Source organism: Sphingobium sp. CCH11-B1 (assembly GCF_001556865.1).
Classification (GTDB): domain Bacteria; phylum Pseudomonadota; class Alphaproteobacteria; order Sphingomonadales; family Sphingomonadaceae; genus Sphingobium.
Window position 1 is genome coordinate 24251 of sequence record NZ_LSJY01000135.1, and the last position, 20024, is coordinate 44274.

Annotated in this window: 19 protein-coding genes; 5 read left to right on the forward strand and 14 right to left on the reverse strand. The window is 63.6% G+C overall.

What is annotated here, in order from left to right; all coding sequences use genetic code 11:
• Window positions 1-5: 5 nt before the first annotated feature.
• From nhaA to AX724_RS14925, 8 genes are all read right to left on the reverse strand, one after another.
• The gene (gene nhaA, locus AX724_RS14890) at window positions 6-1208 is read right to left on the reverse strand and encodes a Na+/H+ antiporter NhaA (RefSeq protein ID WP_066767813.1); all 1203 of its coding nucleotides are present in this window, start codon (window positions 1206-1208) and stop codon (window positions 6-8) included.
• A gap of 293 nt (window positions 1209-1501) precedes the next feature.
• A complete protein-coding gene (locus tag AX724_RS14895; RefSeq protein WP_066767815.1) occupies window positions 1502-2503 on the reverse strand; it encodes an aldo/keto reductase in 1002 nt (333 codons plus the stop codon).
• Window positions 2503-3459: a Gfo/Idh/MocA family oxidoreductase gene (locus AX724_RS14900; protein WP_066767817.1), complete on the reverse strand. Its 957-nt coding sequence runs from the start codon at window positions 3457-3459 to the stop codon at window positions 2503-2505. The genes AX724_RS14895 and AX724_RS14900 overlap by 1 nt, the downstream gene beginning before the upstream one ends.
• Window positions 3460-3488: 29 nt before the next feature.
• Window positions 3489-4367: a class III extradiol dioxygenase subunit beta gene (locus tag AX724_RS14905; RefSeq protein ID WP_066767819.1), complete on the reverse strand. Its 879-nt coding sequence runs from the start codon at window positions 4365-4367 to the stop codon at window positions 3489-3491.
• Between the two features lies 1 nt (window position 4368).
• Window positions 4369-4815 carry a protocatechuate 4,5-dioxygenase subunit alpha gene (ligA, locus tag AX724_RS14910; RefSeq protein ID WP_066767820.1) on the reverse strand — a complete coding sequence of 149 codons (447 nt, stop codon included), beginning with the start codon at window positions 4813-4815 and terminating at the stop codon, window positions 4369-4371.
• Window positions 4812-5837 carry an amidohydrolase family protein gene (locus AX724_RS14915; protein ID WP_066767821.1) on the reverse strand — a complete coding sequence of 342 codons (1026 nt, stop codon included), beginning with the start codon at window positions 5835-5837 and terminating at the stop codon, window positions 4812-4814. Before AX724_RS14915 ends, ligA begins: the two co-directional genes overlap by 4 nt.
• A 3-nt stretch (window positions 5838-5840) precedes the next feature.
• Entirely contained in the window at window positions 5841-6698 is an 858-nt protein-coding gene (locus tag AX724_RS14920; protein WP_066767822.1) for an NAD(P)-dependent oxidoreductase, read from the reverse strand.
• A 67-nt stretch (window positions 6699-6765) separates the two neighbouring features.
• Window positions 6766-7929, reverse strand: coding sequence for a LysR substrate-binding domain-containing protein (locus AX724_RS14925; protein ID WP_066767823.1), 1164 nt, complete (start codon window positions 7927-7929; stop codon window positions 6766-6768).
• A 96-nt stretch (window positions 7930-8025) separates the two neighbouring features.
• Between AX724_RS14925 and ligK the strand changes: the two genes are divergently transcribed.
• From ligK to AX724_RS14940, 3 genes are read left to right on the forward strand one after another with little or no spacing between them, the layout of a single operon-like run.
• Window positions 8026-8700: a 4-carboxy-4-hydroxy-2-oxoadipate aldolase/oxaloacetate decarboxylase gene (gene ligK, locus AX724_RS14930; protein WP_066767825.1), complete on the forward strand. Its 675-nt coding sequence runs from the start codon at window positions 8026-8028 to the stop codon at window positions 8698-8700.
• Window positions 8693-9745 carry a 4-oxalomesaconate tautomerase gene (locus AX724_RS14935; protein ID WP_066767827.1) on the forward strand — a complete coding sequence of 351 codons (1053 nt, stop codon included), beginning with the start codon at window positions 8693-8695 and terminating at the stop codon, window positions 9743-9745. The genes ligK and AX724_RS14935 overlap by 8 nt, the downstream gene beginning before the upstream one ends.
• Complete coding sequence (locus AX724_RS14940) at window positions 9738-10613, forward strand: amidohydrolase family protein (RefSeq protein WP_066767828.1); 876 nt, start codon at window positions 9738-9740, stop codon at window positions 10611-10613. Before AX724_RS14935 ends, AX724_RS14940 begins: the two co-directional genes overlap by 8 nt.
• A gap of 43 nt (window positions 10614-10656) precedes the next feature.
• Here the strand turns inward: AX724_RS14940 and pobA are convergent, their stop codons facing one another.
• Window positions 10657-11826 (reverse strand): 4-hydroxybenzoate 3-monooxygenase, encoded by a 1170-nt coding sequence (gene pobA / locus AX724_RS14945; protein ID WP_066767830.1) that lies wholly within the window; start codon window positions 11824-11826, stop codon window positions 10657-10659.
• A 114-nt stretch (window positions 11827-11940) separates the two neighbouring features.
• On the opposite strand from pobA, the gene AX724_RS14950 reads away from it, so the two are divergent.
• Window positions 11941-12819, forward strand: a complete 879-nt coding sequence (locus tag AX724_RS14950; protein WP_231736695.1) for a helix-turn-helix domain-containing protein — start codon at window positions 11941-11943, stop codon at window positions 12817-12819.
• Between the two features lie 168 nt (window positions 12820-12987).
• On the opposite strand, the gene AX724_RS14955 is transcribed toward AX724_RS14950, so the two are convergent.
• The 5 genes from AX724_RS14955 to AX724_RS14975 form a co-directional block, all read right to left on the reverse strand.
• Window positions 12988-14295, reverse strand: a complete 1308-nt coding sequence (locus AX724_RS14955) for an MFS transporter (RefSeq protein WP_066767899.1) — start codon at window positions 14293-14295, stop codon at window positions 12988-12990.
• Window positions 14296-14307: 12 nt separating this feature from the next.
• Window positions 14308-14871 carry a DUF3237 domain-containing protein gene (locus tag AX724_RS14960; RefSeq protein ID WP_066767832.1) on the reverse strand — a complete coding sequence of 188 codons (564 nt, stop codon included), beginning with the start codon at window positions 14869-14871 and terminating at the stop codon, window positions 14308-14310.
• Window positions 14868-17051, reverse strand: coding sequence for an acetate--CoA ligase family protein (locus tag AX724_RS14965; protein ID WP_082733545.1), 2184 nt, complete (start codon window positions 17049-17051; stop codon window positions 14868-14870). Before AX724_RS14965 ends, AX724_RS14960 begins: the two co-directional genes overlap by 4 nt.
• Before the next feature lie 99 nt (window positions 17052-17150).
• A complete protein-coding gene (locus tag AX724_RS14970) occupies window positions 17151-18011 on the reverse strand; it encodes a p-hydroxycinnamoyl CoA hydratase/lyase (protein ID WP_066767834.1) in 861 nt (286 codons plus the stop codon).
• A 24-nt stretch (window positions 18012-18035) separates the two neighbouring features.
• Window positions 18036-19487 carry an aldehyde dehydrogenase gene (locus AX724_RS14975; RefSeq protein ID WP_066767836.1) on the reverse strand — a complete coding sequence of 484 codons (1452 nt, stop codon included), beginning with the start codon at window positions 19485-19487 and terminating at the stop codon, window positions 18036-18038.
• A gap of 73 nt (window positions 19488-19560) precedes the next feature.
• Between AX724_RS14975 and AX724_RS14980 the strand changes: the two genes are divergently transcribed.
• Window positions 19561-20019, forward strand: a complete 459-nt coding sequence (locus tag AX724_RS14980; protein WP_066767837.1) for a MarR family winged helix-turn-helix transcriptional regulator — start codon at window positions 19561-19563, stop codon at window positions 20017-20019.
• The last annotated feature ends 5 nt before the right edge of the window (window positions 20020-20024 follow it).

Sequence of the window (20024 nt, forward strand, 5' to 3'; positions counted from 1 at the left end):
CGGCTCTAAGTGCCTTGCACCGCTTTCAGTTTCTCGCCCGCACCCTCGTTTCTCGCGAACCGCAGCACCAGATAGCCCAGGAACCCGGACAATAGCGACCCGGCAAGAATTCCGATCTTGGCCTCCGTCTGCAGCAGCGCATCGCTCGGGAAGGCGAGCAGAGTGATGAACAGGCTCATCGTGAAACCGATGCCGCAGAGCAGCGCGGTTCCGGCCAGTTGAGCCCGTCCGGCATGGGCAGGCATATCGGCGATGCCAAGACGGACGGCGATCATCGCTGTCCCGAATACGCCGACCATCTTTCCAAGCAGCAGGCCAAGAGCGACGCCGATCGTGACCGGCGCAGTGAAAGCCTCGGACGGCAGCCCCAATACATGCACGCCGGCATTTGCGAGACCGAATATTGGGACGATCATGAAGCCGACAGGTTTATGCAGCCCGTGTTCCAGGCGATGAAGCGGGCTATTTTCCTCTTCGTCAGGTTCGCCCGGCATGTTTCGCAGTGGAATGGCAAATGCAAGGACGACACCTGCAAGCGTCGCGTGAATTCCCGAACGCAGCACGAAGACCCAGAGCAGGATGCCGATGAGCAGATAGGGCAGGAGCCGCCGAACCCCGACGCGGTTCAGGCAGAACAGCAGCAGCGTGACCGCGGCGGCTCCCGCAAGATCGAGCAGCGACAGCTTGGCGGTGTAGAAAAGCGCGATGATGATCACCGCGCCGAGATCGTCGATGATCGCCAGCGCGGTCAGGAAGACGCGTAGCGAGATTGGTACGCGCTTGCCGAGCAGGGCGATGACGCCGAGCGCGAAGGCGATATCGGTGGCCGCCGGGATCGCCCAGCCATGCGCTGCGCCCGCGAGGTTGAAGGCGAGGTAGATGAGCGCTGGGACCACCATGCCGCCAGCCGCAGCGATGCCGGGAAGAATGCGCCGGGACCAGGTTGAAAGCTGCCCGTCCATGACCTCGCGCTTGATCTCCAGTCCTACGTGCAGGAAGAAGACCGCCATCAGCCCGTCGTTCACCCAGTGATGAAGCGACAGCGGCCCGATCTGCCCGTGGAGCAGATGTTCATAGCCTTCCGCCCAGGGCGAGTTTGCGAGGATCATGGCGACCACGGCCGCACCCATAAGCACGAGGCCGGCGGACGCTTGTCCTTTGAGAAACTGGCGAAGCGCGCTGAGCGGCCTGGCGCGGGATAGGGCCATCTCTATAGACTCCGGGCGTGATTTTGGTCCGCTGGCGGCCCGACCAGCGGCAAGAAACCTGCCCGTCCAGACCGACGAACACCCACCTGACGTGTTGCAAAGTCTCAATGGCGTTGCAAGCCATCAAACCGACGCAGCTGATTTAGCGCGGAGCAGCCTTGGCTGAAGATCGGCTGCCATTTTTATAAAGAGGCGGCAGTTGGCGCCCATTTTTATGCGCGATCGTCGCAACGACAAGGGGGCGGTTCCTTCAGTCCTCGCCTCGCACCCCGTAACGCCGGGCGCTGTTTGGATCATTGGCTGAACTGATCGAAATCCTCGGTGTCGATCGTGCCGCGTATTCCCTGTGGATAGCGGTGGCCCGCAACGCTGTCCTGATTGATGAGCGCGCTCACGCGTTCCAGAATGTCCGACGACACGATCAGGTCACTTGCCGCGTGGTTCTGATCGAAATGGGGACGTGACCGCGTGCCGGGGATGGCATGGACGTGCCTGGCGCGCGACAGGACCCAGGCCAGTGACAATTGCGCGGGCGTCACCGCCGCTTCTGTGGTCAGGTCATTGAACCGATCGATAAGCCTGCGGTTATGAATCCAGTTTTCGGCGGAAAAGCGGGGGAGAGTCCGGCGCAAGTCCTTCTCCGCCAGCGTTTCTACATCCCGTAATTCGCCGCCTAGCGCGCCACGTGCCAGCGGCGAAAACGCGACGAGAGCGATTCCCAGGGCATGCGTCGTTGCAAGCACCCCAAGTTCGACATTCCTTGTCCAGGGCGAATATTCGGTCTGGACGGCCGCCATGGGATGGATTGCATGGGCCTCCCGCACATGCGCGGCGGACCATTCGGAGACCCCATAGGCGCGAATTTTCCCTGCCTCTATCGCGCGGACCATGGCGCCCACGGACTCAGCAATCGGCACCTTCGGATCGAAACGGTGCATGTAGAACAGGTCGACATGGTCCGTGCCGAGTCGCTTCAGGCTGGCGTCGAGGGACGCCGTAATCGATGCCGGGCTGCAATCCACGCCGCGGCGCGGACCATCCACCATGATGCCGGTCTTGGTCGCCAGCAGAAATTCATGGCGCCGATCCATGATCGCTTCGCTGAGGATTTCCTCGCTGACGCCCCCGCCATAGATGTTTGCCGTGTCGAAATGATCACATCCCGCATCGAGCGCATGACGGAAAAGCGCGACCGCGTCCTCGCGCGCGGGTGGGTTGCCATAGGCCCAAGCCACATTCATGCAGCCAAGGCCGATCGATCGAACCTGCCGCCCGGCGAGGACGCGGGTCGCCATCACGACCAGCCGTCCTGGGCTTCGAGACTGGCGGCGAGTTCGCCGATCACCCGGTAGCAGTCGAGTACCTGGCCGATGGATGAATTGGGTTCGCGGCCTTCCCGGATGGCGGCGATGAATTCGCGGTCCTGCAATTCGATGCCATTGTTCGAAACCGTCACGCCGGTCAGGTCGATGGGCTCTTCCTTCCCGTTCACAAGGTCGTCGTAGCGAGCGATATAGGTGCCATTGTCACCGATATAGCGGAAAAAGGTGCCCAGAGGCCCGTCATTGTTGAAGGACAGGGACAGCGTACAGATCGCGCCCGTTTCGGCCTTGAGCTGGATCGACATGTCCATCGCGATGCCCAGGTCCGGGTGCTTGGGGCCTTGCAGCACATTGGCGGCCACGATCTTGCCCGACTGATAGGCGAACAGGTCGATGGTATGCGCGGCATGGTGCCACAGCAGATGGTCGGTCCATGAACGGGGCTGCCCCTTGGCGTTGATGTTCTTGCGCCGGAAGAAATAGGTCTGCACATCCAGCTGCTGCAAGGTCAGGTCGCCTGCGGCGATCTTGTTATGCACATATTGGTGCGACGGGTTGAAACGGCGGGTATGCCCGACCATGCAGACCAGTCCCGTTTCCCTTTGCTTGGCGACGACCGCTTCGGCATCGGCCCAGCTGTCCGCCAGCGGGATTTCCACCTGGACATGCTTGCCCGCGTCCATGCAGGCGATCGCCTGGGCCGCGTGCATCTGGGTCGGCGTGCACAGGATCACCGCGTCCACGTCGGGCAGGGCGAGCGCTTCGGACAAATCGGTGCCTGAATGCGGCGCGCCATATTTGGCGGCGACTGCGGCAGCCTGTTCAGCCGATCGGCTGATAACCGATGCGATGTCGACGCCGTCGATATTCTTGAGGCCATCCAGATGCTTCTCGCCGAAGGCACCTGCGCCGACAAGGGCAATGCGCATGTTGTTCTCCTTGGAATGGGTGACGGTTTTCAGATCGCGCCCTGCGCAGCCGCATTGTTGCCTTCCAGCGTCGGGCTGGGCGGTACGGTGCCGTCCATCGGTTCGAGCACGATATGCCCTATCGCGGTATTGGAGCAGGGCACATGATAATGGCGATGCAGTGCTCGGGTTTCGCGGCCAAGCGCTCCGCGCATGATGAGCCACATGACCATCTCGATCCCTTCCGAGCCGGTCTCGCGGAGATATTCGATGTGCGGGATCGAACGCAACGCCTGCGTGGTGCCAATCATGCCGTCGAGAAACATATTGTCCCAATCGGCATTGATGAGGCCGGCGCGCATGCCCTGGAGCTGATGGCTCATGCCGCCCGTGCCCCAGATATGCACCTTCAGATCCTCGCCCTTGAAGGACTGCACCGCGCGGGCGATCGCTTCGCCCAGGGCCCAGCAACGATTGCCGGACGGCGGGGGATAGGTGACGACGTTGACGGCCAGCGGGATGACCTTTGCGGGCCAGGCGTCCGGCGCGCCATACATCATCGTCAGCGGGACGGTCAGCCCATGGTCGACGTCCATCTCGTTGATGATGGTCATGTCGAATTCGTCGAGGATCAGGCTTTGCGCGATGTGCCACGCCAGATCCGGGTGACCCTCGACATCGGGCACCTTTCGCGGTCCCCAGCCGATGGCGAAGGTGGGTATGATCTTCATGTCGAAGGCACTGGCATGGTCGTTATAGACCAGGATCACGACATCGGGCTTGTTCTCCGGCTTTGCGATCCACTCGCGCGTCCAGTCATAGCCTGCGAAGATAGGTTCGAAATAGGCGTCGCGATCCTTGCCTGTGTCGGCGGCGACGCCGAGCAGCGGCACATGGCTCGACGCGATCCCTGCGGTAATGCGGGCCATATCAGCGCGTCTCCTCTTGGGGGGCGCCGCCTTGGGCTTCCCTGTTTGCCCTGATCGACCTTACGCCCTCGGGGGAGCGTCCGCCCGCATCCATCATGGCCTTATACTCCTCGACGCTCATGCCGGTCATGGTCGAAACCGCCTGAACGAAGCTCAGCCCATCGGTCGAGAAAAGCTTCGCGAGGAAATAGATGTTCCCGCCCAGATCGAGCAGGCGATTATAGTCGCGCGCCAGCACGGCCTGCTTCTGCTCCTCCGTCATCGGCCATTCGTCGAGATAGGCGCGTTCGTCCGCAAGCCAGCGCGCGCGATTTTCGGCCTTCATCAGGCTCATCGCGAACTGGTTGAGATGATAGCCCACGCGCGCGCGCGCCGCAGTATAGACCCGCGTGCCCGGAATATCGTCGAACTCACCGAGATAGGTGTGGATGTCGCGCGGCCCGGTCATAGCCCGCGGTCCTTGAGAATGGCGTCGAGGCGTGGGAACACCTTGCGTGTATTGCCTTCGAAGATGGCGTGGCGCTCCGCATCACTGATGTCGAGCGCGTCGATATAGCGTTTGGTGTCGTCGAAATAATGCCCGGTTGTCGGGTCGATCCCACGCACCGCGCCGACCATCTCCGACCCGAATAATATATTCTTGTTGTCGATCACGTCCGCCAGCAGGTTGATGCCCGGCTGGTGATAGACACAGGTGTCGAAGAAGACATTCTTCATGATATAATCGTCGAGGCTGGGCTTTTTCAGCATATCCGCCAGTCCCCGATAGCGACCCCAGTGATAGGGCACGGCGCCCCCGCCGTGCGGGATGATTAAGCGCAGCTTGGGGAACCTTGCGAACAGATCGCCCTGCATCAGTTGCATGAAGGCAACCGTGTCCGCCGCAATATAGAAGCCTCCGGTGGCGTGCATCGCCGGGTTGCATGAGCCCGACACGTGGATCATGGCCGGAACGTCCAGTTCCTCCATGACCTCGTAGATCGGGAACCAATATGCGTCAGTCAGCGGAGGATGTTCGAAATGGCCGCCGCCCGGGTCCGGGTTGAGGTTGCACCCGATGAAGCCCAGTTCCTCGACGCAGCGGCGCAGTTCCTTGACGGACGCCGTCAGGTCCGCCTGCGGCGATTGCGGCAACATGCACACGCCCACGAAGGTTTCGGGGAACATCCGCACGACCCGGGCGATCAGGTTGTTGCAATGGAACGCCCAGGCTTGCGATATCGCCTGGTCGCCGACATGATGCGCCATGGCGGACGCCCGTGGCGAGAAGATGGTGAGGTCTGCGCCGCGTTCCTTGATGAGCCTCAGCTGGTTCTGCTCGATCGTCTCGCGGATGTCCTCGTCGGAAATATCCGGGTAGTCAGGGATGGGCTCCCCAGCCTTGAAGGCGGCGATCTGGGCTTCGCGCCATGCATCATGGGCCTTGGGCAGGACGGTGTAGTGACCGTGGCAATCTATGACGAGCGACATGGCTCAGCTTTCTTCCGTGAACGAAGCGTTGATGGCGGCCAGCTTCGCAGGAAAGCCGGTCGGTGGCGGATTGATGCCAAGGTCGCCTAATGCCTGCTGGCGCCGGACCGTGCCTTCGGTCATCAGGGGCGCGATGCCAAGGTCGCGCAGCATCCGGGCTGCCTCCGTCATCTCGGCGGCGCGGCGGCGGCCATGGACGAGCATGCGGTCGAGATTATAATCGGCGCGCTCGGCCCAGCCCATCGTCTTCTCGCTGGCGTCGAGTGATGCCAGCACCGCGTCGGCAACGTCTTCGGCATGGGCTGCCATCATCATTTCGGCGGTAAGGGCTTCCATCCCCTTGACCATGACAGAACGCACCAGCTTGATCGCGGACGCGCGTCCGATGGCATCGCCCACGACATAGGTGTTGGTAAAACCCGCCTTCCGCAGCAGTTCCTCGGCTCGATCCGCATCCGGGCCTGAAAGGGCGAGCGGAACCGCCATGCGCGCCGGATTGACCGGTGCCATCACCGCCACATCGACATAACGGGTTCCCGCTTCGGCAAAAGCGCGCGCTGCCTCGCGCTTCGTACCCGGCGCGACGGAGTTCATGTCGCAGAACAGAGCGTCCGGCGATAGGAGGGGCGCGCATTGGCGAGCGACGCCGAGCGCCTGGTCGGCGGTCACGAGAGACAGGATGAGTGATGCGTGGGCGACGGCCTCCCGCGCGCTGCCGCATGGCTTCAAGGCGGATTGCTCGATCGCGGCATGGCGCGCGGCGGCGGTATCATAAGCGGCGGCGCGTGCCGCCCATCCAGCGGCGTTCGCGAAAGTGGATCCGGCCTCGCCGAAGCCGATCAGGGCAATGGTTCCTCTCATCCCAGACACCGTGCGGGGGTAGCCGTCGCACATCAAATCGGAACTGGCGAATGACGATAAGGCTGCGCTAATTCTGCATGCCGCCGCACTCCCGTGCGGCCGCTTCGAGATCCGCGAAAAACTCCGACTGGACCTGCGTGGGGAGAAGGGAAGCGCGCGTCGTCATGCCGATGGTGCGTGCAAAACGTTCCGGTAGCCGGGCTAATGGCCGCAGCCATTTCGCCTCGACCTCGACCGCTACCTGATCGGGCGAAAGCAGGGTGATGAAATCGGTGCTCATCAGCACTTGCCGGATCATCATGACTGATCCCGATTCGATCGGGACAGCCGGCAGCGCCAGCCCGAGTTCGGTGAAATAGCGTTCGAAACTGTCGCGCAGTGGCGTGCCCCGCGGGGCGAGCGTGAAGGGGAATGCAGCCATTGCGTCGCCGGCGGGCGCCTTGCCCGCCAGCGGATGATCATGGCGCGCATAAAAGGCCGGAACATCGTCGAACAGGCGATGCTGCACCAGTTCCGGTTCCATCAGCGGTTCCCGCAAAGCGCCCACCATGACATCGATCAGGCCGTTGCGCAGCGGTTCGACCAGTTCCGTGCGCGATCCTTCGACAATGGTCAGCCGCACCTGCGGCCGGCGAGCGAAGAAGCGGGCAACGGCGACTGGCAGGATGCGCGCGCGCGACAATGGCATGGCACCTATGGCGATGCGCCGCGTCTCGTGCCCGCGCAGCGCCATCACTTCTGACAGCCCGGCCTCCAGTTCCACCTGGGCCAGCCGGAATTCGCGTGCCAGCTGATTGCCGGCCTCGGTCGTGATGGCGAATTTACCGCGCCGCGTAACCAGCGCTCGCCGGAGGGCCAGCGCCAGATCGCCCACGGCCCGATGGATCGACGGCACCGACAGACCTGTGGCCAGGCTTGCGCCCGTGTAGCTGCCGGTTTCGGCGACCGCGAGCATCGCGCGCATGCGCGACATCGTGACGTGCGGGCTGCGGATGTGGTCAAGCGCGGCGGCAATTCTCGGTGCCAATATGTCGCCTGCATCGGTCGGGATCATGCCGTCATGCCGCCTTTCAAACAGCGGCAGGCCAATAATGTCCTCAAGACGGCTCAACGCCTGCGTTATCGCCGGCTGGCTCAGATTGACCGCAGCGGCGGCGGCGTTCACCGTTCCCAGGCGCGCAATTCGTTCCACGGCATGCAGGTGACGAAGATTGAGCGCCCATATGTCCATGCACCCACTCTTAGCCAAATCCAATCGCACTTTTCAAACTTCTCTTTCCGTCTGGCGCAGACCTCCGCCATCTCAGGGAAAACAGGAGTGCATCGCATGAGTGGTATTGTCGTCCAGAATATCGATCGCGCCGACCCGGACGTGATCGACGGGCTGGCCAAATGTGGGGTAGCGACTGTTCACGAAGCCCAGGGGCGCACCGGCTTGCTGGCGAGCTATATGCGGCCGATCTACAGCGGAGCGCGCATCGCCGGCTCGGCCGTGACGATCAGCGCGGCGCCGGGCGACAACTGGATGGTGCATGTCGCGATCGAGCAGCTGAAGGCGGGCGACGTGCTGCTGCTTGCGCCGACCAGCCCTTGCGAAGATGGCTATTTCGGCGACCTCCTCGCCACCAGCGCGCAGGCGCGGGGATGCCGCGGCCTCATTATCGATGCGGGGGTACGCGATGTGCGCGACCTGACCGAGATGGCGTTTCCGGTCTGGTCCAAGGCGATTTACGCTCAGGGTACCGTCAAGAATACGCTCGGTTCGGTGAATGTGCCGGTGGTGTGCGCCAACGCGCTGGTCAATCCGGGCGACGTGATCGTGGCCGATGATGACGGCGTGTGCGTCGTCCCACGCGACAAGGCTGCCGAAGTGCTGGCTGCGGCGCAGGCGCGCGAGGCGAAGGAGGCTGAAAAGCGGGACCTGCTGGCGCAGGGCGTCCTGGGCCTCGACATGTACAAGATGCGCGAGCGGCTGGAGCGGGAGGGGCTCAAATATGTCTGAGGTTCCCTGCATGTGGATGCGGGGAGGGACGTCGAAGGGCGGATATTTCCTCAAGGACGACCTGCCGGCCGATATCGCCGCGCGCGATGCTTTCCTGCTGGGCGTGATGGGATCGCCCGATCCGCGCCAGATCGACGGGATGGGGGGTGCCGATCCGCTGACCAGCAAGGTTGCCGTGGTGTCCAGGTCCGTGCGCGAAGGGATCGACGTCGACTATCTGTTTTTGCAGGTGTTCGTGGACAAGGCCATCGTCACTGACGCCCAGAATTGCGGCAATATTCTTGCCGGGGTTGGCCCGTTCGCCATCGAACGCGGCCTTGTCGCCGTCACGGGCGACGAAACCCAGGTGGCGATCCATATGGACAATACCGGGCAGGTTGCAGTCGCGACCGTGCAGACGCCCGGCGGAACCGTGTCCTACAGGGGCGATGCCGCCATTGACGGCGTGCCGGGCACCCATGCGCCGGTGCCGCTGGAATTCCGCGATACCGCCGGCTCGTCCTGCGGCGCCCTGCTCCCCACCGGCAACAGCGTTGATGTGGTGAACGGAACGCGCGTCACATTGATCGACAACGGCATGCCGTGCGTCGTGATGAAGGCGCAGGACGTGGGCGTGACCGGATATGAAGACCGCGAGACGCTCGACGCCGATGTGGAACTCAAGGCGCGGCTCGAAGCGATCCGCCTCGCGGTTGGCGCGCGCATGAACCTGGGCGACGTCGCCGACAAGTCGGTGCCCAAGATGATGCTGGTCGCGCCGCCGCAAAAGGGCGGGGCGGTGACGGTGCGCAGTTTCATACCGCACCGCGCCCATGCCACGATCGGTGTCCTGGGAGCGGTCTCGGTGGCGACGGCGTGCCTGCTGGCAGGATCGCCTGCCGCCGAAGTGGCGCAGATTCCCGATGGCGCGCGCAAGGCGCTGTCGGTGGAGCATCCGACCGGTGAGATGACCTGCGTGCTCCAGACCGACGAAGATGGCGCTGTCGTCAGCGCAGCCCTGCTGCGCACCGCGCGCAAGTTGATGGATGGAATAGTCTATGTCTGAACGCATCATATCCTGGCACGACGCGCCGTCTAAGCCGCACTATGTTCCACCCGCGGGCGCTGTGGACGCGCATTGCCATGTGTTCGGGCCGATGGCGCAGTTCCCGTTCAGCGCCAAGGCCAAATATCTGCCTGAGGATGCGGGGCCGGACATGCTGTTCGCCCTGCGCGATCATCTTGGCTTTTCGCGCAACGTGATCGTTCAGGCCAGTTGCCACGGCACCGACAACGCGGCCACGCTGAACGCCATCGCCGCCAGTGAAGGCAAGGCGCGGGGGGTCGCTGTCGTCGATCCTGCGATTTCGGAGGCGGATCTGGCGGCGTTGCACGCCGGCGGGATGCGCGGCATCCGCTTCAACTTCCTCAAGCGGCTGGTCGATGATGCGCCCAAGGACAGGTTCCTTGAGGTGGCGGGGCGTCTGCCGGCCGGCTGGCATGTGGTGATCTATTTCGAGGCCGACATTTTGGAGGAATTGCGTCCCTTCATGGACGCCATTCCCGTGCCGCTGGTGATCGACCATATGGGCCGCCCCGATGTCGCCCAGGGGCCGGCGGGGGCCGATATGAAGGCCTTTCGCGCTTTGTTGGACAGCCGTGAGGATATCTGGTTCAAGGCGACATGCCCCGATCGGCTCGATCCCACCGGCGATCCGTGGGACGCCTTTGCCGACGCGGTCGCGCCGCTGGTGATGGACTATCAGGACCGGGTATTGTGGGGCACAGACTGGCCGCATCCCAATATGCAGGACGCCATTCCCGACGACGGGCATCTTGTCGACATAATCCCACGCATCGCGCCCACCGCGGACTTGCAGCACAAGCTGCTCGTCGCCAACCCGATGCGCCTCTATTGGCCCGAAGAACTTTGAAGCCGCGCGCAGGGCTTGCCAGGAGGAGCCCTTCACCCGTCCGTCAGACTGGCAGGCCTACGTAATTCTCGGCGATGGACCGCTGCGCCGCCTCGCTCGATGCGATGTAATCCAGTTCGGCAACCTGCATCCTGCGTTCGAACGGTCCATCGTCGGGGAAGCGATGCATCAGCTTGGTGAGCGACCAGCTGAAGCGTTCCGCTTTCCAGACGCGGGCGAGCGCCTTGCCCGAATAGGCCACGATGGCATCCGCGTCATTTTTCCGGAAATAGGCGACCAGCGCCTCTGACGCATAGTGAACGTCGCTCGCCGCCAGATTCAGGCCCTTCGCGCCGGTCGGCGGCACGATATGTGCGGAATCGCCACATAGCAGCAGGCTGCCATGGCGCATCGGTTCGAATACGAACGACCGCAAGGGCGCGATCGACTTTTCAATCGACGGACCGCGCGTGATGTGGGCGGCCGCCTCCGGCCCGAGCCGGACGCTGAGTTCGTCCCAGATCCGATCGTCGCTCCAATCCTCGATCCTCTCGGTCGTCGGCACATCGATATAGTAGCGGCTGCGCACCGCGCTGCGTTGCGACGCAAGCGCGAAGCCGCGGTCATGATTGGCGTAGATCAATTCATGGTTGCAGGGCGGAACATCGGCCAGGATGCCCAGCCAGCCAAACGGATAGACACGTTCGAAGGAGCGCGCGACGCTTGCCGGGATCGCTTGGCGCGATGGACCATGAAAGCCGTCGCAACCGACGATGAAACGCGCATCGATCCGCCGTTCGGCGCCATCGATTGTGTAGGTCACGAAGGGTGCGTCGCTCTCGACATCATGCAGCGTCACGTCGCCAGCTTCGTAGATCAGGTGCAGCCCGCGCGGGCCGGCGGCTTCCATCAGATCGCGGGTGAGTTCGGTCTGGCCATAAACCATCACCTGCTTCCCGGTCAGCGCCTTTATGTCGATGCGGATCAGCCTTTCGCCATCGGCCAGGTTGAACCCGTCGTGGGGCAGTCCCTCCGCCCTCATGCGCGCGTCGAGGCCCAGCCGCTCCATAAGGCTTACGGTGATCTGCTCCAGCACGCCGGCGCGAATGCGTGACAGCACATAAGGACCGCTCTGCCGTTCGAGCAGGATGCAGTCCACGCCTTCCGCTTTCAGCAAATGGGCAAGGAGCAGCCCGGCGGGCCCCGCACCGATGATCACGACTTGTGTTTTCATGACTAATCTCTCCGGTCGTGCACTCTGGGCAGGTGCGTTCGCGAACCCGATATTGACAGCGGCCGACCGATGCGGGAAGACACGCTACGGTCATAGTTCAGGTACTTTCGGGACATGCCGATGCAACGCCCCGCCATTCCCGATTTCGTCCTCTATGGGGAGAAGCTGGACGACGACGCGGCGGAATTCGCGCATATTGAAGCTATCGCCACTCGCAGCGCGCTATATGATTGGGAGATTAACGCGCACCGCCATCTGCGCAGCGTACAGGCGCTGCTATTATTTCACGGACAGGTTCAGTTCCGTTGCGACGATCTCGTGAGGGAGCTGCGCGCGCCCTGCTTCATGATCGTGCCGATCGGCAGCGTGCATGGCTTCAGCTTCACGCCTGAAAGTTCGGGATATGTCCTGACGCTTTCAGCGGGTTTCACGTCGCGCGCGGCAGGAAGCGACGATCCCCTCCTGCGCCTGCTTACCCAGGGGACGTGCGGTAAGATCCCGGAGGCCAACATCCGCCGGGTGACATTGCTTTGCGAGGAAATGATCGATTGCCAGGCGGATTGGCGCGCACCGCAACCATTGTTCCTGGCTCTGGCCGAGGCTCTGGTCCGATCGCTGCCCGCGCCTGCGCAGGCGGAGTCCGCCGACGAGGAACGGCTCGCAGCCTTTCGGAGATTGATCGAGACGGATTTGCGCGAGCACCATAATCTCGACTGGTACGCCGCTCGGCTCAACATCACCGCCAAGACATTGACGCGGATTTGCAGACGCCGTCTCGATTGCACGCCGATGGAACTCATCCACATGCGGTTGCTGCTGGAGGCAAGACGCCTGCTGCGCTTCACCAATGCGGGCGTGGCGCAAGTGGCCGAGGAATTAGGCTTTGCCGACAGTTCCTATTTTTCGAGATTCTATGCGCGGCACATGGGGCGCAGACCGGCGCACGATCGCCAACTGCAAGCCGCCGATGACCCGCATGCCCCTGTTCCCTGACTTTTAGCCCCACGGCCGCAGTCTGCGCGTTTTTCCGCCACCTGTTATTGCATGTCCGGTGGCCCCGTTGCCGGCCGTCTATCCCGTCAGGCGCGCAGGCCATGTACCAGGCGATGCGCGGTTAGAGGAATTGGCCTTCCCCGCTTTGCAGGTCCATGGCGACCTTCCTTATGATTTGCCTGGGCGCAACGCCAGCAGGGCGCCCGCCGCGATGAGCGAGCCCGCGGCCATCGCCATTGCGACCGACGGCAGCCCGAAGTTCAGGCTGAACAGAAGGCCCGCGATGATCGGTCCCAACGCAGCGCCGCCGCGGCCAATCCCGATGACGATGCCCGTGCCGGCACCCCGTACCGGGGTAGGGAAGGATTGGGCGATGATCGCATATAGCCCGACCACCCCCGCATTGGTGCAAAAGCCGGCAGCCGCGGCCACCAGGGCAAGCCCGGTCAGGCCCGACTGGCTTTGACCGAAGACCGTGACCATCACCGTGGAAAGCAGCATGGCGGCGATCACGAGAGTGCGGATGTGGATGCGCCAGCTGAGAAGGCTGAGCAGCAGAGCGCCCGCCAACCCTCCGACATTGGCCCACACCAGTACGCTGCCGGCTGCGGATGGCGCATTGCCCATGTCGACGACGATCTTGGGTATCCATTTCAGGATGAAATAGAAGGTCATGATGTGCGCGAAATAGGCCGCGGTCAGCAATAGGGTGATGCGCGCCAGTCCGGGGTGGAACAGGCTATGCAAGCTGGGCTTGGGCGCGGTTTCGTCCAGCGGGGGCAACTCCGCCGCCTGGCGATGACCGAAACGCTTCAGGAGAGAATTGACCCTCTCAAGCGCGTTTGCCGGCCGCCTCTGCAACAGAAAGCCCACTGATTCGGGCAGGAGTATGAATGCGAGCGGCAGGAAAACGCCCGTCGTGATCGCACCGAACAGGAACACGTCCCGCCAATCGCCCGCGACGAGCAGCATGGAGGCGATCGACCCGCCCAGAATGGCTCCCACGGGATAGCCCGCCGCCATGACGGAGACGGCCAGGCTGCGAGCGCGGGCATTGGCCAGTTCGGCTACCATGGCGTTGGTGCAGGCCAGCATCCCGCCGATCCCGAGACCGGTGAACAGCCGGACGGCGGAGAGGGTGGCGACGCTCGCCGCCTGCGTCGCCCCCAGCATTCCTATGGTCATGATGATCAGGCAGAGGAGCGTCGTCGGTCGTCTTCCGACGCGATCCGCCATCATTCCCAGCAGGAACGATCCCACGGCCATGCCGATAAGCTCCATCGACAGGACGATGCCCAGCGCCGCTCGATCGACGCCCCATTCCGCCGCGATGCCGGGCGAGGCGAAGCTGATCGCCAGCACATCGAAACCGTCGAGCGCGTTGAGCAGCACGCACAAGATGATGGCCGTCAGCTGCGCGCGGCTCATCGGGGCTTCGTCGATCAGGCGTTTGATATCGGCGGGGCCGTCCATCATGCGCATCCCATCTTACGCGACCGCAAAGATGTCGAGCCGGACATGGTCCCGGTATCGCGCGGCGGTGCACAGAAATACGGTACGGCCCAGCCATCCATGGGGGCTGTCTTGCGCCACTTCGAACCGGGGCGTCGTGCGGAAATAATAAATGGCAGGGTCCACATCTTCCCCTGCGGCAATGCGCCCAAGCACGGATGCAGGACCATGTCGATAGCCGGGATTTGTGACCGATATGATCGTGCCGTCCTTCGCTTCTATCGAATAGCGCGCGAATATGTCGGCTGTGCCATCGGCGCGGATGGACTGCCAGTCGGCACCGCCGGGCAAGATGCGGCCTTGCAGTCGCGGCCCGTCCACGGTTCCGCCGGTGATAGGAATGATCCGTTTCCTGACGCCGTCCACCTGTCCCAATTCCTGCGCCGGCCCGATCAGGACATGAAAGCGCATGGCCCGTTCGAGCTGGGGAGCCGAGAGTTGTAAGCCATCCGCTGCCTGGGCGGCACCTGTCAGCGCGCCGCCGAGCGCGACCGCTGGACCGGCCATCAACACCGAACGGCGGGCCACATCGTCGGTCATTGCGCCGGTTCCCCTGCATCCTGTCCAGGCGCCGTGAGGATCAGGGCGTCGAGGGCGACGGCACCCTGGCCGCTGGGGTAGAGAACGACGGGGTTGAGGTCGATCTCGCGGATGGCTGGTTCTGCGATGAGGATGCGGCCCAGGGTCGCGATCATTTCGGCGACTGCCTCGACATCGAGTGCGGGCGAGCCGCGATAGCCGTGGAGGAGAGCCGCCTGCTTGAGCCTGTTCAGTTCCCTAAGGATCGCCTCTTGGGGGAGATCGGGGGTCAGCAGGCGCACGTCCTGCAGGATTTCCGCCGTGACGCCGCCAAAGCCGACGAGGATGACCGGCCCCCATTCGGGATCGCTCTTCGCGCCGATGATCAGTTCAAGCCCCCGCGCGCCCATGCCTTCGATCAGCGCGCCGTCAAGCACCATGCCGGCATCATAGTTCGCGACGTTGGCGTAAAGCCGGTCCCATCCTGCTCGCAGCGCGGCTTCGTCGCCCAGGTTCAGAATGACGCCGCCGGCATCGCTTTTGTGGCTCAGTTCGGCGGACTGCGCCTTAAGGACCACGGGGTAACCGATTTCGCGGGCTGCGGTCGCGGCTTCTTCCACGTCCCGGCAGAACGCGCCCTTGGGGAAGGGAATGCCGAGCGGGGCAAGCAGCGCCTTGGAGCGATATTCGGGCACCACGCCCACGGGATAGCTGCCAAGCGGCAGCGGCTTTGGATCGGCCTTCGCGACATCGCGGCGCGCGTGATCGTTCAGCCTCTTGAGCGCGCGAAACGCGCGTTCGTTCGATGGGAAATAGGGAATGCCGAGCGCGCGCAACTGCGCGAGGGCGTCCGCCGGGAAGGGCGCGCCTTCGTCAAGGCCGACGAAGATCAGCGGCTTGGTGGGCTTGAGTTCCCTTACCGCGCGCAAGATCGGCGGCAGCTTGATGCCGATGGTCACCGGATCGGTCTGGATGATGCCCGCGACGATGCTGCCGAAACGGTCGTCCGCGAACAGCGCGGCAAGCGTGCGATAATAGAGATCGGGATCGACCAGGCCTTGCGCTGTAAGGTCGAGCGGGTTGGAAACGCCGACGAAGTCCGGCAGCGCCGCACGCAGTGCCGGAGAATTTTCATCGCTGGCAACCGGCAGTTCAAGCTCGAGCGCCTCGCACAGATCCAGGGTGAGCGCCTTGAAGGCGCCCGACTCGCCCAGCACCGCGACACCGCCGGCGGGCACGCGCGGGCACCGCAGCGCGATTTCGGAAATATCGCCCAGTTCCTCCAGCGTTTCGGCGAAGATGACGCCGGCGCGCTCCACCTTGGCGCGCATCAGCTGATAGTCGCCCGCCATCGCGCCTGTGTGAGTCGCCGCGGATTCACGGGCCGCGCTGGACTTGCCGGGGTGCAGCAGGACGATGGTCTTGCCGGCCTCCTGCGCGCGCAATGCGGCGTCGATGAACCGTTTGGGCTTGCGGAACTGTTCGACGATCATGGCGATGACCTGCGTGAACGCATCGTCAATCAGATAGTCGACATAATCCTCCACCCCGCTGGCGGCTTCGTTGCCGGTCGACACGGAGAAGGACAGGCCAAGGTCGCGGCTCATCAGGGTCGTGGACAGGACGGCTGCCATGGCCCCGCTCTGCGACACGATGCCGATGCCGTCGCGGCTGCCGAGGGGAACCGCGTCCATTTCGACAAAGGTGAGCGGCACGCGGTCGATGAAGTTGGTCATGCCAAGGCAATTGGGCCCTTCGATCACCATGCCCGATGCCGCCGCGATCCTGCCGATTTCATGCTGCTGCGCCAGGCCTTCCGCGCCGCCTTCGGCAAAGCCTGCGGAAAAGATGACGGCGGCGCCGACCTTGCGCGCGGCCAGCGCACGGATCGTGTCGAGGACAGCGACGCGCGGAATGGCCAGCACGGCGGCATCGACGCCTTCGGGCAGGGCATCGACCGAGGGCAGGCAGGGCCGCCCGGCGATCTCCGGCCGCTTGGGATTGATGAGGTGGATGTCGCCCGCAAAACCGTTGCGTGTCAGGTTCGAGAGAACCGACGCTCCCAGGGCGCCGGGCTTGTCCGAGGCGCCGACGATGACGACCGACCGGGGACGGAGCAGGCGAGCGAGCGATGGGCCGCCTGCCGTGCCCGGACTGGTCGTGGCCGGGGGTGCGGGCTTGATCTGCGTCTCGACCGTCATGGGTCACTCTCCTGGGATAATCGCAATATATCGGGAATAGCGCGCGATGAGCCACGCCGGGCGTGCGTAGCTCATCGTTTCAGGGTCGGCGTTTCAATGTCAGGCCGGCTGCCTGGACTTGTCATAGGCGCCCAGGCCCGGCTTATAGCTCTTCTCGTCGATGAACTGCTTGATGCCTTCCTTGCGGCCTTCATTGTCGTAGCTGTTGGCCGCTTCCTGCGCACGGACCAGATAGTCCTCGGCATTGTCGTAGGTCATTTCGCGCACCCGGCGGATGGCGTCCTTCGTAGCCTTGAGCGCGACCGGATTCTTGGACAGCAGCACCCTGGCCACTTGCGTCACCCGCTCCTTGAGCCGGGCGAGCGGCAGCGCTTCGTTGACGAAGCCCCATTCGACCGCCGTCTTGCCGTCGATATTCTCGCCCATCAGCGAATGATACATGGCGTTCCGGAATCCGGTGAGTTCGACGGCGACCTTGGCCGCGCCGCCGCCCGGCAATATGCCCCAGTTGATTTCCGAAAGGCCAAACTGCGCCTCTTCCGCCGCGAAGGCGAGGTCGCAGGCGAACAGCGGGCCATAGCCGCCGCCAAAGCACCAGCCGTTGATCATGGCGATCGTCGGCTTCTGATACCAGCGCAGCCGCCGCCACCAGCCATAGCTTTCCCGTTGCGCATTCCGCGTGCCTTTAAGGCCCTGCGCTTCGGTCTCGCGAAAATATTCCTTCAGGTCCATGCCCGCGGTCCAGGCGGTGCCTTCGCCCGTCAGGACCAGGACGCCCACGTCATCGCGAAACTCCAGCTCATCGAGCACGCGCATCATCTGGCGGTTGAGGCGGGGGGACATGCAATTGCGCTTTTCCGCGCGGTTGAAGCTGACCCAGGCGATGCCGTCTTCGACAGTGAAGGCGACGGTTTCGAGTTCGGCCTGTTCGACCCCTTCGACATGCAGAATGTTGGTCATGTTGTTCTCCAGAGATGAGGAAGATCAGATCGGGTAATGACCCGGCTCGGTTTCGATGGTGATCCAGCGCAGCTCGGTGAAGCTGTCGATGCCGGCCTTGCCGCCGAACTTGCCGTAGCCCGATCCCTTGACGCCGCCGAAGGGCATTTGCGCCTCGTCATGAACGGTGGGTCCGTTGACATGGCAGATGCCCGACTGGATTTGCCGCGCCACCTTCAGGCCGCGTGCAGTGTCACGGGTGAACACCGACGCTGAAAGGCCATATTCGGTATCGTTCGCCAATGCGATGGCGTGGGCCTCGTCGCGCGCGCGGATGATGCCGACCACCGGGCCAAAGCTCTCGTCGCGGAACAGCTTCATGCCAGGCGTCACCTTGTCGATGACATGGGCGGGCATCAGCACGCCGTCGGCTTCGCCGCCGTTGAGCTGCACCGCGCCGCTTGCCAGCGCATCGTCGATAAGGGCGCTGACATGCGCGACCGTCTTGCCGTCGACCACCGCGCCAAGCGGGGTCCTGCCCTCGCGCGGATCGCCGACCGGCATGGTGGCGACCTTGGCCCTGAATTTCTCGGCAAAGGCGTCGGCAACGGCCTCGACCACGATGATCCGCTCGGTCGACATGCAAATCTGGCCCTGATTCATGAACGCGCCAAAGGCCGCCGCCTTCACCGCCTCGTCGAGATCGGCGTCCTCCAATATGATCAACGGCGCCTTGCCGCCCAGTTCCAGCAGGACTGGCTTCAGATGCTCGGCGCAGCGCCTGGCGATGATCTTGCCCACTGCCGTCGATCCGGTAAAGTTGACGCGGCGGACAGCGGGATGATCGATCATCGCGCCGACCACTTCGCCCGCATCCTGCGGCGCGTTGGTGACCAGGTTGACGATGCCGCCGCCCAGGCCCGCTTCGACGAACGCCTCGATGATAAGGCCATGGGTGCGCGGGCATTGTTCCGACGCCTTGAGCACCACTGTGTTGCCGCATGCGAGCGGCACGGCGATGGCCCGGGTGGCAAGGATGATCGGGGCGTTCCAGGGCGCCATGGACAGCACGACGCCGGCAGGTTCGCGGATCGCCATGGCGATGCAGCCCGGTTTGTCGGACGGAATGACCTCGCCGCCAATCTGGGTGGTGAGCGCAGCCGCTTCGCGGATCATCGCACTGGACAGCATCAGGTTGAAGCGCGCCCAGCCTTCGGTCGCCCCGATCTCGCCCATCATCGCATCCACGAAATCGGCGGCCCTCGCCTCCAGCCGGTCCGCCGCCTTCATCAACGCCCCCCGACGAGCATTGGGACCAAGCGCAGACCAAGACGAAAAAGCACCCGCCGCCGCTTCCACCGCGGCGACCGCGTCTTCGACGCTTGCGGCTGCGGCGCGGGTCGCGACCAGTCCCGTGACGGGATCGACGCGTTCGAATTGACTAGCGCCGGCGCGTGATTCGCCGCCGATAATCAGTTGAATCTCCGACACAGGCATATCCTGACTCCCATTTATTGCTATATAACATAGCAATGTTGATTGGAGCGGACAACGGTAATAATGCACGAGGATGGAACCGCCCAATCCGAACACCCCTCTGCACGATCCCATCGCTTCTCGTTTGGGCTATCTGCTGCGCCGCGCCTCATCGGCGATGATGACCGATCTGGGGTCCAGACTGGCGGACATCGGCCTTCGGCCGGTCGAGGCGACGATCCTCATCCTCGTGGGCGCCAATCCCGGCTGCATTCAGAGTGATCTTGGGCGGGTGCTGGGGATCAAGCGGGCCAATATGGCGCCGCTGATTTCCGCCTTGTCCGCGAAAGGTTATCTGGACAAGTCGCCGGTCGACGGACGATCGCTCGCCCTGACGCTGACCGAACCGGGCGAGGCCATCCGGTCAAGAGCCGATGCCATCATGGACGAGCTTGAACAACGCTTCGGCGACATGCTGGACGGGTGGGACCAAGGGCCCCTGCGCGCGATGCTGAGCGCCATCGCAGCCAAGGGAGAAGAGCAGGGCGGTTAAAGCAT

Coding starts and splice junctions, on each gene's coding strand:
- ligK (WP_066767825.1), top strand. CDS start 8,026: ATGAGTGGTATTGTCGTCCAGAATATCGATCGCGCCGACCCGGACGTG.
- AX724_RS14950 (WP_231736695.1), top strand. CDS start 11,941: ATGCCGATGCAACGCCCCGCCATTCCCGATTTCGTCCTCTATGGGGAG.
- pobA (WP_066767830.1), bottom strand. CDS start 11,826: ATGAAAACACAAGTCGTGATCATCGGTGCGGGGCCCGCCGGGCTGCTC.
- AX724_RS14915 (WP_066767821.1), bottom strand. CDS start 5,837: ATGTCGCTCGTCATAGATTGCCACGGTCACTACACCGTCCTGCCCAAG.
- AX724_RS14970 (WP_066767834.1), bottom strand. CDS start 18,011: ATGACCAACATTCTGCATGTCGAAGGGGTCGAACAGGCCGAACTCGAA.
- AX724_RS14925 (WP_066767823.1), bottom strand. CDS start 7,929: ATGGACATATGGGCGCTCAATCTTCGTCACCTGCATGCCGTGGAACGA.
- AX724_RS14975 (WP_066767836.1), bottom strand. CDS start 19,487: ATGCCTGTGTCGGAGATTCAACTGATTATCGGCGGCGAATCACGCGCC.
- AX724_RS14940 (WP_066767828.1), top strand. CDS start 9,738: ATGTCTGAACGCATCATATCCTGGCACGACGCGCCGTCTAAGCCGCAC.
- AX724_RS14905 (WP_066767819.1), bottom strand. CDS start 4,367: ATGGCCCGCATTACCGCAGGGATCGCGTCGAGCCATGTGCCGCTGCTC.
- AX724_RS14980 (WP_066767837.1), top strand. CDS start 19,561: ATGGAACCGCCCAATCCGAACACCCCTCTGCACGATCCCATCGCTTCT.
- AX724_RS14900 (WP_066767817.1), bottom strand. CDS start 3,459: ATGCGCATTGCCCTTGTCGGCGCAGGTGCCTTCGGCGAGAAGCATCTG.
- AX724_RS14920 (WP_066767822.1), bottom strand. CDS start 6,698: ATGAGAGGAACCATTGCCCTGATCGGCTTCGGCGAGGCCGGATCCACT.
- AX724_RS14960 (WP_066767832.1), bottom strand. CDS start 14,871: ATGACCGACGATGTGGCCCGCCGTTCGGTGTTGATGGCCGGTCCAGCG.
- AX724_RS14935 (WP_066767827.1), top strand. CDS start 8,693: ATGTCTGAGGTTCCCTGCATGTGGATGCGGGGAGGGACGTCGAAGGGC.
- AX724_RS14895 (WP_066767815.1), bottom strand. CDS start 2,503: ATGGCGACCCGCGTCCTCGCCGGGCGGCAGGTTCGATCGATCGGCCTT.
- ligA (WP_066767820.1), bottom strand. CDS start 4,815: ATGACCGGGCCGCGCGACATCCACACCTATCTCGGTGAGTTCGACGAT.
- AX724_RS14955 (WP_066767899.1), bottom strand. CDS start 14,295: ATGATGGACGGCCCCGCCGATATCAAACGCCTGATCGACGAAGCCCCG.
- nhaA (WP_066767813.1), bottom strand. CDS start 1,208: ATGGCCCTATCCCGCGCCAGGCCGCTCAGCGCGCTTCGCCAGTTTCTC.
- AX724_RS14965 (WP_082733545.1), bottom strand. CDS start 17,051: ATGACGGTCGAGACGCAGATCAAGCCCGCACCCCCGGCCACGACCAGT.